The organism is Chromatiaceae bacterium, from assembly GCA_024235395.1.
GTDB lineage: Bacteria > Pseudomonadota > Gammaproteobacteria > Chromatiales > Chromatiaceae > Thiosocius.
Genome location: JACKMK010000002.1, coordinates 271725 through 288117 on the forward strand (window position 1 = coordinate 271725; position 16393 = coordinate 288117).

Annotated in this window: 11 protein-coding genes; 7 read left to right on the forward strand and 4 right to left on the reverse strand. The window is 62.6% G+C overall.

The genetic code is table 11. The features are described 5' to 3' along the window. Positions 1 to 11 precede the first annotated feature (11 nt). From H6955_09280 to H6955_09305, 6 genes are all read left to right on the forward strand, one after another. Positions 12 to 230, forward strand: a complete 219-nt coding sequence (locus tag H6955_09280; protein MCP5313738.1) for a BolA/IbaG family iron-sulfur metabolism protein — start codon at positions 12 to 14, stop codon at positions 228 to 230. A gap of 198 nt (positions 231 to 428) precedes the next feature. After that, entirely contained in the window at positions 429 to 3095 is a 2667-nt protein-coding gene (gene prsT, locus H6955_09285; GenBank protein ID MCP5313739.1) for a PEP-CTERM system TPR-repeat protein PrsT, read from the forward strand. A gap of 257 nt (positions 3096 to 3352) precedes the next feature. Beyond that, positions 3353 to 4546: a flocculation-associated PEP-CTERM protein PepA gene (pepA, locus tag H6955_09290; protein ID MCP5313740.1), complete on the forward strand. Its 1194-nt coding sequence runs from the start codon at positions 3353 to 3355 to the stop codon at positions 4544 to 4546. Positions 4547 to 4953: 407 nt separating this feature from the next. Then, entirely contained in the window at positions 4954 to 6933 is a 1980-nt protein-coding gene (locus H6955_09295; protein ID MCP5313741.1) for a ThiF family adenylyltransferase, read from the forward strand. Between the two features lie 232 nt (positions 6934 to 7165). Further along, entirely contained in the window at positions 7166 to 7945 is a 780-nt protein-coding gene (locus tag H6955_09300) for a PEP-CTERM/exosortase system-associated acyltransferase (GenBank protein MCP5313742.1), read from the forward strand. A gap of 456 nt (positions 7946 to 8401) precedes the next feature. Beyond that, positions 8402 to 9280 carry a PEP-CTERM/exosortase system-associated acyltransferase gene (locus H6955_09305; GenBank protein ID MCP5313743.1) on the forward strand — a complete coding sequence of 293 codons (879 nt, stop codon included), beginning with the start codon at positions 8402 to 8404 and terminating at the stop codon, positions 9278 to 9280. Here the strand turns inward: H6955_09305 and H6955_09310 are convergent. The 3 genes from H6955_09310 to H6955_09320 form a co-directional block, all read right to left on the reverse strand. Continuing rightward, positions 9249 to 10787 (reverse strand): fumarate hydratase, encoded by a 1539-nt coding sequence (locus H6955_09310; GenBank protein MCP5313744.1) that lies wholly within the window; start codon positions 10785 to 10787, stop codon positions 9249 to 9251. The genes H6955_09305 and H6955_09310 overlap by 32 nt on opposite strands. Before the next feature lie 2 nt (positions 10788 to 10789). Further along, positions 10790 to 12037, reverse strand: coding sequence for a 2-oxoglutarate dehydrogenase complex dihydrolipoyllysine-residue succinyltransferase (gene odhB, locus H6955_09315; protein MCP5313745.1), 1248 nt, complete (start codon positions 12035 to 12037; stop codon positions 10790 to 10792). A 98-nt stretch (positions 12038 to 12135) separates the two neighbouring features. Further along, positions 12136 to 14994 (reverse strand): 2-oxoglutarate dehydrogenase E1 component, encoded by a 2859-nt coding sequence (locus H6955_09320; protein MCP5313746.1) that lies wholly within the window; start codon positions 14992 to 14994, stop codon positions 12136 to 12138. Between the two features lie 206 nt (positions 14995 to 15200). On the opposite strand from H6955_09320, the gene H6955_09325 reads away from it, so the two are divergent. Continuing rightward, positions 15201 to 15452 (forward strand): hypothetical protein, encoded by a 252-nt coding sequence (locus H6955_09325; GenBank protein MCP5313747.1) that lies wholly within the window; start codon positions 15201 to 15203, stop codon positions 15450 to 15452. Positions 15453 to 15506: 54 nt separating this feature from the next. On the opposite strand, the gene H6955_09330 is transcribed toward H6955_09325, so the two are convergent. Further along, positions 15507 to 16253: a sulfite exporter TauE/SafE family protein gene (locus H6955_09330; protein MCP5313748.1), complete on the reverse strand. Its 747-nt coding sequence runs from the start codon at positions 16251 to 16253 to the stop codon at positions 15507 to 15509. Positions 16254 to 16393 lie beyond the last annotated feature (140 nt).

The window sequence follows — 16393 nt, forward strand, 5'->3', positions numbered from 1 at the left end:
AGGAGGAAACGATGGAAACCGAACGAGTCAAGGCATTGATCGAGGACGGGATCCCCGGCGCCAAGGTCGAGGTGACCGGCGACGGGCGGCATTTCGAGGCCGTGGTGGTCAGCGAGCTGTTTGAAGGCAAGAGCCTGATTCAGCAGCACCGGATGGTGAAGGACGCCGTGAAGGCCCAGATCGAGAGCGACGAACTGCATGCACTGTCGATCAAGACCCGGACAGCTTGACCGGATGACAGCCGCGCTGCACCGCGGTATTGCCGTGTATCTGGCGCCCGATCCAGGTGGATACGCCCATTGACTGATTGACGATGGATATTGTGATGGTAGCGTTCCCAGGGCAAGGTCTGCCCATGCCGGATGCGGCGACAGCATCCGCGGAGCAACAATTTCAAATCTCGGATTCGCGAAACAGGATTTCTACCGATGCTGCGGTTCTTCCCCTCCAGACTCTTCTGCGCCATTTCTTTCGCCCTGCTGATCGGCGGTTGCGGCCCATCGCCTGACGAACTCCTTGCGTCTGCACAAAAACACGCCGACCAGCGTGAATACCGTGCAGCGGTCGTCGAGCTCAAGTCGCTGTTGCAGTCGGAGCCGGACAACGGTCGTGCTCGTTGGCTGCTTGGCACCATCTATCTGGAACTGGAAGACGGTGCTTCGGCCGAGAAGGAGTTTCAGCGCGCCAAGACGCTTGGCCTGAACGACGACTCGATATTGCCTCTACTGGCCCAGTCCCTTGTACTGCAGGGGAAATATGCCGAGGTGCTGGAGCTGAGCGAAGTCCCCGGTCTGTCCGATCTGTCGCGCAGCGAGATACTGGCGGCGCAAGGACTGGCGCAGCTCGATGCGGGACGCAAGGAGGAGGCCGATGACGATACCAAACGTGCGGTCGCGCTGGCTCCATCGTCACGGTTTTCAGCTGCCGCGCGCGCGCAGGTCATGATTGCCAACGAAAGGTACGAGGCCGCGGGCAAGCTGCTCGAGGAACTGACCCGAAACCATCCGGACTATGGTTTGGCGTGGAGCATGTCGGGTGATGTCGCGGAACGTGCAGGCGACCTCGAAAAGGCCGAGCAGGCCTACACCACGGCGATCGAGCGACGGATGGTCAACGCGCCCGACCGTCTGAAGAGGGCATCGCTGCGGTTGCGTCGGGAGGATCTGGAAGGGGCGCTGGCAGATTCGACAAAGCTCAACGAACAACTCCCCAAACTGCAATCGGCGTGGTATGTGACCGGGCTGGCGCATTTCCGCAAGCGGGATTACGCCCAGGCCCAGCAGGCGCTGAGTCGTGGCTACGAGCTCGAGCCGAATCACGTACCGACCGCAGTATTGCTCGGCCTGGCGAACCTGGCGCTGGGAAATCTCAGCCAGGCGGCCGAGCAGGCCGACCGGGCGTTCGCGGTGGCCCCGGACCTGGTGGCTGCGCGCCTGCTCGCCGCGAACGTGAAGCTGCGTACCCAGCAACCGGAGGTCGCCGAGCAAATGGCGCGTTCCGTGGTGAATGCCTATCCGGAAAATCAGACGGCAATCAAGCTGCTGGTTGCCAGCCTGCAGGCGCAGAAGAAAAATCAGGAGGCCGTTCCTTATCTCGAACAGATTGCAGCGGCGTCACCGGACGAACTGGATCTCCAGGTCCAGGTCGGGTTGCAGTTGATGCGCGCCAAACAGCCCGAAAAGGCGTTGGATCTGCTGCAGCGCGCGGCGCAGGCGGAGCCCGATGCGGAACAGGTCAATGCGGCGCTCGTCATCGCCCTGTTGCACCAGAAGAAGCATCCGGAGGCCCTGGCGGCGGCGGAAAAATACCGCGCCAAGTCGCCAGGGAGTATCGAGGCCATCCGGGTCCTGGGGTTGGCGCAGCTGGCTTCGGGTGACAGGGATGAGGCCAAGCAGACGTTCCGGGCCGGTCTGGGTCTGGTGCCGGGCGAGCCGGAGATATCGGTCCTGTTGGCGGAGGTCCTGAGAAACGAAGGTGATTCGGCAGCGGCCGGTAAGCTGCTCGACGAGGCACGTCAAAAGAACCCGGACCATGCGGGTCTCCTGACCGCATCCGCGGAACTCGCCCGCGGCGAAGGGGATGTCGGTACCATGAAGACGCTGCTTCGGAAGGCGATCGAGATTGCGCCGCAGAACATGCTGCCGCGTATCCTGCTGGCCAACCAACTCCTGTTCGAACGGGATCCGCGCGGAGTCCTCAGCGTCCTGCCGGAAGGCGCGGACGTTCGGAACCCGGATATCCTGATCCAGCGGGCCAAGGCCAAACAGATGTTGGGCCAGTCCGGGCCGGCGCTGGTGGACCTGGAAAGGGCCGCAGACCTCAGGCCGGATGCGGCCGAGGCACAGATCCTGTTGGCAGAGGCCCACGTGGCGGGTGGCGACCTGGAACAGGCGAAACGGGCGTTGGACGAGGCCAAGCGGCTGGCACCGGACGACCCTGCGATCGCGACGGCCCGCCTGCCGTTGCTGGTCGATGTCGGTGAGATCGACGAGGCGTCCCGACTTTTCGAATCGCTTGGTCTCCCCGAAGCGCATCCTTCGGCACTGGCGGTGCAGGCGGCGTTGGCGAAGCGGGACAGACGCGCCGGCGACTGGTTGCGCTTCAGCACGCAGCTGCAGTCGGTCGCGCCGTCGAGCCGGAACCTGCTGGAGCTGGTCGCGGCTCAGCTCGCCTCCTCCCAGCCCGAAGCGGCCGAACGGACCTTGTCGGAGTGGGCTGCTGCACACCCGCAGGACACCCCGGCGGCCCTGGCGCTGGCCGGTCTCTATGCGCGACAGGGGCGCGGCGACCAGGTCGTATCGGTGCTGCGCCCGCTGGCCGAGCGGTATCCGGAAAACCCGGTGATCCTGAACAACCTGGCGTGGTGGTTGCGCGACAGCGCGCCTTCCGAGGCCCTGGCGTTCGCCGAAAAGGCGCATTCGATCGCACCGGCGGACCCTGCCGTGCTCGATACCTACATCGTTCTGCTGGCGCGGTCCGGCCAGTCGGAACGCGCAATGCTGGTGCTGGAAAGCCCGGCCTCGGCTTCGCTCGACCCGGCGACCCTCGATGCCCTGAAAAGAAAGGCCAGCGGGGGCGCATCGCCGCCACGTTGACGGCTCTGCCGAGCCGCGGTGGTTGGATGGATGCCTATCGATCCTGGCGTTGTGAGAGACGAGCCGGGCCGGACAGCCCATCCAGCCAGGGTTCGCGGAAGGGGCGGGCTCGCGCCAGTCGTGAGAAGTTGCGCCAGTGACAGATTTCTTTACAGAGCACGCGCTCCTGGCCGTCCACGTCAGGGGTCGCGCCTCTGCCGGGCCGGTCTCCCGGAGGGGGCTCCGCTCTTGACCTAAGTTAATGATTTTGAAGGGGCTTGGATTGGCCGGGCGATTTTTCGGGCGGGCCGACCTCGGCGGTCCCCAAGCGATCCGCTCCGCGCCTGGGTAGCAAGCCCTCGGTGGCGCACAGTGCCCGGCTGGGCCGCTGCGTTCCGATCGCCGCGACCAAACCCCTGTGGCGCCTGCCCAGAGCGATTTCGAAGTGTCAGGTTCTTTATCAGGTGCCAGCTCTGTTCGGTGAAAGCAGGAAACAAGCGGAAAAAAAACGAAGTAAAAACAAATGGATAATCATTTTGGCACGCGGGGTGCATACTTTCGGGCGAGAGCGCAGTAAGGGCGCAATCCCCAAAATCCAGTTACAAAAAATGGACGATTTACGGAGAAGACAAATGATGATCAGTAAGACAAAGGCGCTCGCGCTCGGCGTTGCCGGCCTCCTCGGCGTCGCAAGCAGCGGAGCTATGGCAGTCGGCGATGGCCTGCCTTTCACCGTCTCGGAAGGCGTGGTCCCGGGCGTCCCGGGTGCTAACGATCTCGCAGTCGACAGCTTTGACTTCAGCTACACCGCTGTGATCGAGCAGACCAACGACGGCGGCGTGTTGAACGGTGACTTTTTCGGTGAGAAGGGCTTCTTCGAAGCGTCTTCGTTCAAGAACGGAACCGATACTCCCGGACAGTTCCTTAACTCGCCTGCGATCGCTGGTGGTTACGGCATGTACGGCATCTTCGAACTGACCGGCAATGCGGCGTTCAACGGCGTCGGCATCACCGCCAGCTTCGTGACCGGCACGCTGAGCCTGTACCTCGACCCGGATCAGAACACCAACCTCGCTCTGCCGGCAGCTGATGGCACGATCGACGGGATCCTCGGTGCGGTCACCGGTATGAACGGTGACGACATCCTGGTCGGTACCGCTACCGCCATGGTCCCGGGTTCCGAAGCCCACCTGTTCGGTGGTCTGGCCAACGGCGACTTCGAGATCGTTTGGGACGACTGGGCGCTGACCGCGTTCGGTTCGACCTTCCTGTCTGCGCCGGTGCCGTTCCACATGGTGATCAACTTCAACGGCAACACCACGTCGGTCAATCCGCCCGGCAGCGTGACCGATCCGTTCCGCTCGGTCGCAGATGGTTCAGGCAACGCGTTCTTCAACGTGCCGGAGCCTGCCACCATCGCCGTGCTGGGTCTGGGCATGCTGGCCTTCGGTGCACGCCGTCGTCGCGCCTGATCAGGCATAGCGTCGGATGTTCCAAAGAAACCGCGCCTTCGGGCGCGGTTTTTTTGTCTGTTCGTAACGTCGGATTCGCCGTCCCCTCCGGTCATCCGGTGCAGTCGTAGTTCGCATTGACTGGGATCGACTGCCTGCCTATCGTCCGGTGCGTCAACCGGTGGCGCTTCACAAAAGTCTTGCGATACCCGCCCAGAGCACGTGGCAACCGGCCGGCTATCCCGCGTTCGGCATGCGTACACCGTCCTGGCGTCTTTCGCGGGGCCAGGCAGGATTAGCCGTCAGGCAGGGCTCGATCGGTGCCGGCGACAGGGATGTATATAACAGGCCTACCTAAAGCGAAGCCGTTTCCTGTCGACTAACTTGTTTTGTACCAAACTCTCTTTTTCGGCAGTCGGTGGCAGGCAGTGACTCAACAATTCGATTATGCAACGGCGTTCTCCCGCAACATCGGGTGGATGACCCCCTGGGAACAGGAGGTGTTGCGCGGCAAACGCGTTGCCATCGCGGGCATGGGTGGAGTGGGCGGTAGCCATCTACTCACCCTGGTGAGGCTCGGGGTCGGCCGATTCAACCTCGCGGATCTGGATACCTTCGAGTTGGCGAACTTCAACCGGCAAGCGGGTGCGTCGCTTGCAACCGTCGGCAAGGAGAAGGTCCGGGTGCTCGCCGAAAGGGCCCTGGATATCAACCCGGAACTCGATCTGCGGATTTTCGACAAGGGCGTAAGTCCGGAGAACAATCGTGAATTCCTCCAGGACGTGGATCTCTATCTCGACGGTCTCGATTTCTTCGCCGTGGAGGCCCGTCGGGCGATATTCGGCATGTGCAAAGAACTCGGGATTCCGGCGGTCACCGCCGCGCCTCTGGGAATGGGTACCGCGGTCATCAACTTTCTGCCGGGCGAGATGAGTTTCGAGGAGTATTTCCAACTCGAAGGTCAGGAGCTCAACGAACAGCTGTTGCGGTTCTTCGTCGGGCTGGCCCCGAAAGCGGTGCACCGTCATGCCCTGGTCGATCCTTCGACGATCGACCTGCCGGGTCACCGCGGCCCATCGACTGCAATGGGGTGCGAACTGTGCGCGGGAGCGGCGGCGACACAAGTGCTGAAGATACTCCTTCACCGCGGCAAGGTCTGGCCGGCACCGCATGCCCTGCAATACGACGCCTATAGCGGCAGGCAGGCGCATGCCTGGCGGCCGGGAGGCAATCGACATCCGCTGCAGCGTCTGGCGCTCAACCTGGCGCGCCGCCACTTCATCGGGCGTCCGCCCGCCAAGGGCGGCGCCGCTCGGCCGACCGAGGCCGGCCTCGATACTGCGATCCTGCGCATTCTGGACCTGGCGAGATGGGCGCCAAGCGGCGACAACACCCAGCCCTGGCGATTCGAGATTCTGTCGGACGATCGGTTCGTCATCCACGGATCGGATACGCGCGACTGGTGCGTTTACGATCTGGAAGGGCGGGCCAGCCAGTTGGCGATCGGTGCCCTGTTGGAAAACATCCGGATCGCCGCCCGGGGAGAAGGGCTGTCGGCAACGTTTTCGATCCGCCAAGGTATGGACGAAACGCAGCCCACGATCGATGTCACGCTCGCAGAAGACGCCGACGCCGCGAGCGGAACCGGCGATACCCTGTTGCCGTTCATGAAACATCGGGCCACCCAACGTCGGCCGTTGTCGACCATGTCTTTGACCGCCAGCCATCGTGCTGCGCTCGAGCAATCCGTGGGCGAGGCCTACACTGTTAGATGGCTCGACCAGCCACAACAGAAACGTGACATGGCGCGCCTGCTTTACCAGAACGCGAAGATCCGCCTCACCATCAAGGAGGCCTACGAGGTCCACAAACGGATCATCGAATGGGATGCCGAGACGAGTGCCGACAAGATCCCGGATGCGGCGATCGGGCTCGACGTGGTGAATCTGAAAGCCATGCGATGGGCGATGCAGAGTTGGGATCGCGTCTCCTTCCTCAATCGATTCTTCGCCGGGACGGTGATCCCGAGGCTGATCCTGGACTACAGACCGGCGCTGCACTGCGCGGCGCATTTCCTGATCGTCGCTGAGCAGGAACCTACCAGTCTGCAGGGGTTCCTGGATGCAGGCGGCGCACTGCAGCGGTTCTGGTTGACCGCCGCGAGCCTCGGTATCCAGTTCCAGCCGCAGATGACGCCGCTCATCTTCTCGGGCTATGTCAGGCAGGGGCGGCGGTTCACTGAATCGGAAAAGGCACAGACACAGGCTTCCCAGCTACGCGATCAGCTGGACCGTCTGGTGGGCAAAGAAACTGCGCAGGCCGCGGTATTCATGGGCAGAGTCGGTTACGGTCCGCCACCCAAAGCCCGGTCGGTGCGATTGGGGATGGACCGTCTGATAAAGAACTAAAGAGCCTTGTACGGTCGTTCCAAAACCGAGACGATGTCTGATCACCGTATTGTGCACATTTCGCTTATGTGGGACTCAGTGACCGGTAATGCTGCGTTATCGCTTGGTGGTTATGGATTGGACCGCCGCTTGACGGACCACCTGTTCGGAATTTGCGGGCAGCCACGTTTCGTGGCTCGGTCGAGTGCCTGTCGTCCGCCCGCACGATGCAATCTAGATGTCGGGAGGTGGAATGGACGAAACTTCAACCACGGATAGCGGCGAACGGCTGATCGACGCCTACAACAAGTATTTCAAAGCCGTTGTCGTGGATGACAAGCCCGACCTGCTGTTGGAGTCCTATCGACTCAGATATCACGTTTATTGCATTGAGCACGAATTCGAGGATCCCGCCGACTACCCGGAAGGTTCCGAAGAGGACGCCTACGACGGAAGGTCGCTACATAGTCTGCTGATTCACCGGCCCAGCGGCATGATCGCCGGTACTGTCCGTTTGATCTTGCCGGAACCGGAGCGACCGAACGAGCGCAGCCTTCCGATCGACCTGGTGTGTGAAGAGCCCGCATTGAGTGATCCAGACGTGATACCGAGAGCGACGATGGCGGAGGTGTCGCGGTTTGCCGTTTCACGGTCGTTCCGCCGCCGTATCGGAGAGGCCGGCTCGCCGACCGCCGTCACCGAGGAATCGCTGGCCGCCATGGAGGCCGCGCAGAAGGACATGGCCAATCGCCGCCTGGCGCCGCATATCACGCTGGGCCTGATCGAGTCGCTGGTGGTGATGAGTGCGCAATCCGGTGTCACCCACTGGTGTTCGGTGATGGAACGCGCGCTGCTGCGACTGCTTTCAAGAATCGGTATCTATTTCAACAACATCGGCCCTGAGGTTGTATATCACGGCAAGCGGCAGCCGTGTTTCATCGAGCTGCGGACACTGTTGGCGCGGGTGAAGGAAGAACGATACGACGTCTGGGAGATTCTCACACGCGAGGGTACGATCGGACCGATCGATTGAGATCGGGGCATGCCGTCGTCGTTGCGAGGTAGGCGTTGGTTTGCAGCCGACGATGTGAGGGTAGTCACAGATTCAGGCCCTGCCCAGAACCACGTTCTTATTATCATCATACTGTCGAAAGTCGCGGCCATGATTGGGGCCGGTCTTCTTGCGACGACCTCGCGCAGACCGCCGCCGGTCGTTATCTTTTAGATGATTGTCTCATTTTAGGTCCTATAGAGATTTGCAAAGTAAAGGGCCGGCAGCGCCGCACATCTGTCGGCGGCCTGCAATGCCTCTCTGGGGGGCTGGTGCCTGGTCGGACCGGAATAACCGCGCACGCCGATGTGGACACGTTGGGCCGCAAGTTCTGGCAGCTGGCATGACAATGCTATTTAATCACGGACCGGGCTCCGTGCGGTTCTGGGGCGGAATATCACATCTGCAAAGCGGACGTCGCGCGGTAGGGCAACGTAAATGTTTGATGAAAATTTCAGAGTCTGCTTTGCGGATACCCCTTGGGGGGTGGCACTGCATCAACGGATCCGATACCAGGTCTTCTGCCTGGACCGAGGATTCGAGGACCCCGAGGCATTCTCGACTGCACGAGAGACCGACGCCTGGGATGATCGGTCCGCGCACTTCATCGTACAGAGTAAAAAGACCCAGCAGTGGGTCGCGGCGACGCGGCTTGTGTTGCCCAAACCGGGGTACCCGCTGCCGATCGACAGCCTGGGAGCCTTCGACCGGGAAAAGCTCAAGGATCCCTCGATGCCGGTCGCTGAGATCTCGCGTTTCTGCATCATTCGCAACCGTGACCCCGCCACGCTCGACACAGCCGTTCAGCCGGCACCGAACTCGCTGGAAGCCTGGGGTATAGGTCCGATCGGAAACTCTCAGCAGTTCGAGGTAACGATCGGAATGATACGGACGATGGTCATTTTCACGCTGAAGCGCAAGCTGACCTACTGCGTGTTCCTGGTCACCGATGCGTTTGCCAGGTTGTTGCGGAAACTCGGCCTGAACCTCACCCAGGTGGGTCCTCCGATCGAACACCGCGGATCGCGTACCGCCTATGTCATCGACATGCGTGAGACGGCACTGGCGATGTCACAAAAATCGTCCGCCGTGCGCGGTATGTATAAACGTTCCCGGCATGCCTATCTGAGAATTTCCAGTATCGCCTCGAACGACGCCATTGATTGCGTCAGCGAATACGCCCCGGATCACTCGCTGTTCAACGAGTCCGTTTTTCATGAAACGGTGTTGGTTCCGGCCGAGGATGACTCCGATCTGCGCGAGGTCAGCCGGCCCAGTCCCGTCGCTAGCGTGATCGAGACATCTCGGAAATCCTGACCCGCCATTCTGCGGGTCCGGTTTCGTGTACCGATTCACCCTGGCTGTCGACTGCAACCGTGACGGGCATGTCGACCACCTCGAATTCGTAGATGGCCTCCATGCCCAGATCCTCGAACGCGACCACGCGCGCCGAGCGGATCGCTTGCGAGACCAGGTAGGCTGCGCCGCCCACCGCCATCAGATAGGCGGCCCCGTGCCGCTTGATCGATTCGATCGCGACCGGTCCGCGCTCGGCCTTGCCTACCATGCCGATCAGGCCGGTCTTCGACAACATCATCTCGGTAAACTTGTCCATGCGTGTCGCCGTGGTCGGTCCGGCCGGTCCGACCGCCTCGTCGCGCACCGGGTCGACGGGACCGACGTAGTAGATCAGGCGGTTGGTGAAGTCGACGCCGGGCGGCAACGGCCGACCGCTGTCGAGCAGATCCTGGATCCGTTTGTGTGCCGCGTCGCGGCCGGTCAACAGTTTGCCGTTCAGCAGCAGGCGATCACCCGGTTGCCAGCTGCGCACCTCGGCGGCCGTCAGCTTGTCGAGGTCGACGCGCTTTGCCGATGCGCTGACCTGCCAGGTGACGTCCGGCCAGTCTTCGAGGCGTGGCGGGGTCAGCACGGCCGGGCCGCTGCCGTCGAGCTGGAATTCGATGTGCCGGGTCGCGGCGCAGTTCGGGATCATGCCTATCGGCAGCGACGCCGCGTGCGTGGGGTAGTCGAGGATCTTGACGTCGACGACGGTGGTCAGACCGCCGAGCCCCTGGGCACCGATCCCCAGCGCGTTCACCCTGTCGAAGATCTCCAGGCGCAGCTCCTCGATCGCATTTGACGGCCCGCGTGCCCGGAGTTCGTCGATATCGATTGGTGCCATCAGCGACTGCTTGGCAAGCAATAGCGCCTTCTCGGCGGTACCGCCGATGCCGATACCCAGAACCCCCGGGGGACACCAGCCTGCGCCCATCGTCGGCAACGTCTTGACGACCCAGTCGACGATGCTGTCGCTCGGGTTGAGGATCGTGAACTTCGACTTGTTTTCCGAACCGCCGCCCTTGGCCGCGAGCGCGATCTCGAGTTGAGCGCCCGGAACGATCTCCGTGTAGATGATCGCCGGCGTGTTGTCGCGCGTGTTCGTGCGCGCACCGATCGGCGGTGCCACCATCGAGGCGCGCAGTTTGTTGTCCGGGTGCAGGTAGGCGCGCCGCACGCCTTCGTTGATCATGTCGGCGAGGCTCATCTCGCCTTCGAAGCGCACCTTCATACCGACCTTGAGAAATGCCACGACGGCACCGGTGTCCTGGCAGATCGGTCGGTGCCCCTCGGCGCACATGCGCGAGTTCGAGAGGATTTGCGCGAGCGCGTCTCTGGCCGCAGGCGATTGTTCGCGCTCATAGGCGCGGCCCACGGCCTGGATGTAGTCGAGCGGGTGGTAGTACGAAATGAACTGCAGTGCGTCGGCGACGCTCTGGATCAGGTCCTGCTGCCGGATTACGGTCGTGCCATCGGTGTTCGCCAAGCTCAGACTCCCAACAACATGCGCGCCGGGTCTTCCATGCACTGCTTGATCGTCACCAGGCACTGCACCGCTTCGCGGCCGTCGATGATACGGTGGTCGTACGACAGCGCCAGGTACATCATCGGCCGGATCACGATCTCGCCGTTTTCGACCACCGGGCGATCGACGATATTGTGCATGCCGAGGATCGCGCTCTGCGGCGGATTGAGGATCGGTGTCGACAGCATCGAGCCGAACACCCCGCCATTGGAGATCGTAAAGGTGCCGCCGGCGAGTTCGTCGTAGCTCAGCGTACCGTCCTTGGCCTTCTGGCCGAATCCACGGATCGTGTCCTCGATCTGCGCAAACGACATCTGGTCGGCGTTGCGCAGGATCGGCACCACCAGGCCGCGTGGCGAACCGACCGCGACGCCGATATCGAAATAGTTGTGGTAGACGATGTCGTTGCCATCGACTGACGCATTGACGACCGGAAACTTCTTCAGCGCCTCGACCGATGCCTTGACGAAAAACGACATGAAGCCCAGACGGACGTCGTGGGCCTTCTCGAACGCATCCTTGTGCCGCGCGCGCAGATCCATCGCGGCCTTGAGATCGACCTCGTTGAACGTCGTCAGGATCGCGGCGTTCTGCTGCGCCTCGACCAGGCGTTCGGCGATGCGTGCACGCAGGCGCGTCATGGGTACGCGTTTTTCCTGGCGCTCGCCGGGCGCCACGGCACCGCCCGCGGGGACTGCTGCGCGTGCATCGGCGTCATCTTCGGTCGTGGTCTGCCGGTCGAGATAGGCCATGACGTCCGACTTGAGGATTCGCCCGTTCTTGCCGCTGCCGCTGATCTTGCTGACATCGACATTGAGTTCCTTCACGAGTCGGCGTACCGCTGGCGTCAGGACCTGGTCGAGGTCGTCTTCGGGCTCGCTCGCGGCCTGGGTCGCCCTGGGTGCGGCCGGTTTCTCGTCGGCCGGTTTTTCCGGCGGTGTCGGGGGTTCGGACGCGACGGCGGCGGCGCCTGCACCGGCCTCGACGATCGCCAGCAGTTGGTCCGCGGTCACCACTGCGCCTTCCTCGACGGCTGTTTCCTTCAGCACGCCGGCCACCGGTGACGGCACCTCAAGTACGACCTTGTCGGTCTCCAGGTCGACCAGGTTTTCGTCGCGCGCAATCGCTTCACCGGGCTTTTTGTGCCAGGTCAGCACGGTCGCGTCGCTGACGGATTCCGGCAGAGTGGGTACGCGTACTTCGGTTGGCATATCAGAGCTCCAAAACTTATCTCTTGTTGTATCCAGTGACCCGATGACGCATCAGGTGTGTTCTGCGGTCTGTCGTTTGTCTGGCATGCGGCGCGACCCTAGCCCCGCCGGTTCATCGACGGATCGCGGCGTCCGGTCAGCGCATCGTCCACCAGCTTTTCCTGTTCTTCCTGATGCACCTGGTGGTAGCCGGTGGCCGGTGTCGCGGCCGACGGGCGTCCGACGTAGATCAGGCTGCGGCCGTTCTCGTGGAGGTCATGGAAGCGATGCTTGATCTGGTCCCATGCGCCCTGGTTCTGCGGCTCTTCCTGGCACCAGACGAATGTCGCGGCGTTCGGATAGCGTGCGGTGACCATCTCGAAGTCGGCGCGTGGGAACGGATAGAGCTGCTCCAGGCGCACCAGTGCGACGTGTTGCAGACCCCGCGTACGTCTTGCCTGCAGCAGGTCGTAATAGACTTTGCCGGTGCACAGGACGATGTGGGTTACCGCATCCGGGTCCACGGGATCGATCTCGTCGATCACCGTCTCGAAGCGCCCGTGGGTCAGGGATTCCAGCGGCGACGTCGCCAACGGGTGGCGCAGCAGGCTCTTCGGCGACATGACCACCAGCGGGTGCCGAAACGGTCGCAGCATCTGCCTGCGCAGCAGGTGAAAGATCTGCGCCGGCGTCGTTGGCACGCACACCTGGATGTTGTGCTCGGCGCACAGTTGCATATAGCGCTCCAGCCGTGCCGACGAGTGTTCGGGGCCCTGGCCTTCGTAGCCGTGCGGCAACAGCATCACCAGGCCGCAGTAAAGGCCCCACTTGGCGCCGGCCGAGGTGATGAACTGGTCGATCACCACCTGTGCGCCGTTGGCAAAATCGCCGAACTGCGCCTCCCAGACGGTCAGCGCGCTCGGATCCGCCGTTGCGTAGCCGTATTCGTAAGCGAGCACCGCTTCTTCCGAGAGCACCGAGTCGATCACGGTGAAGTTCGGTTGGCCCTTGTGCAGGTTGCGCAGCGGGATATAGCTTGCCCCGGTGTCCTGATCACGCAGCATCGCGTGTCGATGGAAGAAGGTGCCGCGTCGACAGTCCTGCCCCGAAATGCGGATCGGTACGCCCTGATCGATCAGCGTCGCATAGGCCATGTTCTCGGCGAAGCCCCAGTCGGCCAGCTTGTCGCCCTGGGCCATCAATCGCCGGTCTTCCATGATGCGCTGCACGCGTGGATGCAAGTTGTATTCGCCCGGCGGGGTCACGATCTGTCCCGCCAGTGCTTCGAAGCGTTCCGCATCGAAGGTGGTGTCGACCGGGTGGTCCCAGCGAATCCCGCGATAGATCGACCAGTCGACGTGGTAGGGGTTGGTCACTACGCACACGTTGGGCCGTCCGACGCAATGTCCCTTCTCGAACTCGGCACGCACGTCCTCGACGTACTTTTGCACCTCGGCCGGGGCGATCAGTTGAGCGGCGATCAGCTGATCGGCATAGGCGGCACGGGTCGGCTGATGATTGCGTATCTTCTGATACATCATCGGCTGGGTCACCGCGGGCTCGTCGGCTTCGTTGTGGCCATGGCGGCGGTAACAGACCAGGTCGATCACCACGTCCTTGTTGAACCGGTTGCGATAATCCAGCGCCAGACGGGTGGCGAAGATCGCTGCCTCGGGATCGTCGCCATTGACGTGGAAGATCGGTGCCTGGACGACTTTCGCGACATCGGTGCAGTAGGTGGTGGAGCGACTGTCCAGGATGTTGCTGGTCGTGAATCCAATCTGATTGTTGATCACGATGTGTACCGTGCCGCCGACCGTGTATCCGCGCGCCTGCGACATGTTGAACATCTCCATGTTCACGCCCTGTCCGGCAAAGGCGGCGTCGCCGTGCAGTATCACGGGCAGTACCTGCTCGCCACGTTTGTCCTTGCGCCGCTGTTGGCGCGCGCGCACCGAACCGTGGACCACCGGGCTGATGATCTCGAGGTGCGATGGATTGAACCCCAGGGTGATGTGCACCAGGCCGCCCGGTGTGTCGACGTCGTTCGAGAAGCCCTTGTGGTACTTGACGTCGCCGGAGGACAGAATGCCCTCGTCCGGTATATGCCGGCGGCCTTCGAACTCGTCGAATATCTGTGCCGGCGGCTTGCCGATGATGTTGGCGAGGACGTTCAGGCGGCCGCGATGTGCCATGCCGATCACGACTTCCTTCGCACCGTCCCTGCCGGCGCGCTGGATCAGTTCGTCCAGCATCGGGATCAACGATTCGCTGCCCTCGAGCGAGAACCGCTTCTGCCCGACGTAACGCGCATGCATGAATTTCTCGATGCCTTCCGCCGCGGTCAGCATGTGCAGGATCCAGCGCCGCTGGTCATCGTCCAGTTCCGGTTTGGCACGGTAGGTCTCGAGGCGCTGCTGTATCCAGCGCTTCTCTTCCGTGTTGGTGATGTGCATGTACTCGGAGCCGACGTTGCCGGTGTACACCTCCTGCACCTGATCCAGGATCTCGCGCAGCGTCAGTTGATCCGGTGCGAACAGCGAACCGGTGTTGAACACCGCATCCATGTCGTCTTTGGTCAGCCCGTAATACGTCGGCTGCAGGTCGGGCAGTGGTGGCGTCGGTTTGAGGCACAGCGGGTCCAGCGTCGCGTTCAGGTGACCACGGACCCGATAGGCGTTGATCAGTCGCAAAACCTTGGCCTGGCGCTCGGCGGCCGCGGCGGACAGTCCGGGGGCGCGATGCACGCGCGAACCGGCATCCTGCGCCAGTTGCAGGAAATCCTGCTGCACGCGACGGTGTGAAATGTCCTTGATCTGCACGTCCTCGACCGGCGGCAGGCCGTCGAAATGCTGCCGCCAGTTGTCGGGTACGCTGGTCGGGTCCTCGAGGTAGGCCTCGTAGAGATCCTCGATGAACGGCGCATTGGCACCGAAAAATCCAGATGAGCGACGCAGGCGATCGAGGAATTCGGACATTTTGGGATGGACGCCCTAAATTAATGGCAAAATGCGGATTTTTACCGAAAGACCGGGGTTTAACGGGAGTCTAGCACAGCGATTTTTCGCTAATGGGTCGGTAAATTTTTATTCGGATCATTGTCTAACCGAGGGGACAACGGTGCGGTTGAAGAGTATCCACAGGGAATCTATGGAGATTCTGTTGCAGCCTGGCGGGTGCTAAAATGAAACGCATGATGTCGCCCACGCACCTGAGGCCCAAATCGCGCGCGGACCTGTATTCGCTCGAGGCCGACGTTGCGTTTTTCGAGGCACGCCTGTCGTTCGCCGGTGATGCCCCGGACACGGCCTACCAGCGCGCGCAGATAAAGACCTACCAGACCCTGGGGTCGCTCATCGGGGAGGTGATCGCGCAGGTCAAGCCCCCGCGGCGCGACGGCCAGTCGCCACGCCGGGGCGAACACGTCGCCGCCTGATCCGGCGGGCGGGGCACGGTGCTTCGCCCGAACGGATATCGATGAGCGTACCGCTCAGAAAAACAGCAGCTTGACGATGAACGCAATCAGCGCGAGGTAGAGCACGCGGCGGATCAGCGGGGCGCCATGAGAGATTGTCGAATGGGCGCCGAGCCAGCCCCCGATCGAGTTGCCGACGGCGAGTCCTATCCCGGTCCACCACAACAATTCCAACTGCGTGGCGAATACCAGCAGCGCAACCACGGTGTAGACCAACACGACGAACACCTTGTGCATGTTGACCCGCACCAGGTCGAGGCCCATCACCCGATGCAGGATGGGCATCAGGATGAAGCCGACGCCTATCTGAATGAAGCCGCCCCAGGCGCCGGCCCCGACCATCAGCAGATGACCGAGCAGCAGGTTCTTCGGCTGGGCTTCGCCGCCGACCGGCTTCGCGGCATCGCGCCCGGTCGCCATCAGCAGCATGACCCCGACCATCACCAACGCCAGGACCCGGTCAAACCACTCGCCGTCGAGGTGTACGCCGATCGACGCGCCGAACAGGGCGCCGAGCGCAGCGGCGGCCGACAGGCTGAGGCTGAGGCGGAAATCGGAAAACCCGCGGCGCCGGAAAGCGCTCACCGCGGTGATGTTCTGTGCCAGGATCGCGATCCGGTTGGTCCCGTTGGCGACCGGCCCCGGGATGCCCATGAACAGCATCACCGGGACGGTCAGCAGCGAGCCGCCGCCCGCCATCACGTTCAGCCAGCCGGCTGCGACGCCGACCAGCGCGAGCACGAGTATCTGCCAGAGTTCCATAATCGCCGGTGCTTGTCCGCGTTGGGATGTCGATCGGCGAACATTAACCGATCCGGGTGGCCGAGGCGGCGGAAACTGCCCGGGTGGCGACGCTCAGTAGCGGGGCTGCGTCTTCGGGCGCCCGAGCGCTGGGAAGCGGT

Coding starts and splice junctions, on each gene's coding strand:
- H6955_09325 (MCP5313747.1), top strand. CDS start 15,201: ATGAAACGCATGATGTCGCCCACGCACCTGAGGCCCAAATCGCGCGCG.
- H6955_09305 (MCP5313743.1), top strand. CDS start 8,402: ATGTTTGATGAAAATTTCAGAGTCTGCTTTGCGGATACCCCTTGGGGG.
- H6955_09320 (MCP5313746.1), bottom strand. CDS start 14,994: ATGTCCGAATTCCTCGATCGCCTGCGTCGCTCATCTGGATTTTTCGGT.
- H6955_09280 (MCP5313738.1), top strand. CDS start 12: ATGGAAACCGAACGAGTCAAGGCATTGATCGAGGACGGGATCCCCGGC.
- H6955_09330 (MCP5313748.1), bottom strand. CDS start 16,253: ATGGAACTCTGGCAGATACTCGTGCTCGCGCTGGTCGGCGTCGCAGCC.
- odhB (MCP5313745.1), bottom strand. CDS start 12,037: ATGCCAACCGAAGTACGCGTACCCACTCTGCCGGAATCCGTCAGCGAC.
- prsT (MCP5313739.1), top strand. CDS start 429: ATGCTGCGGTTCTTCCCCTCCAGACTCTTCTGCGCCATTTCTTTCGCC.
- H6955_09300 (MCP5313742.1), top strand. CDS start 7,166: ATGGACGAAACTTCAACCACGGATAGCGGCGAACGGCTGATCGACGCC.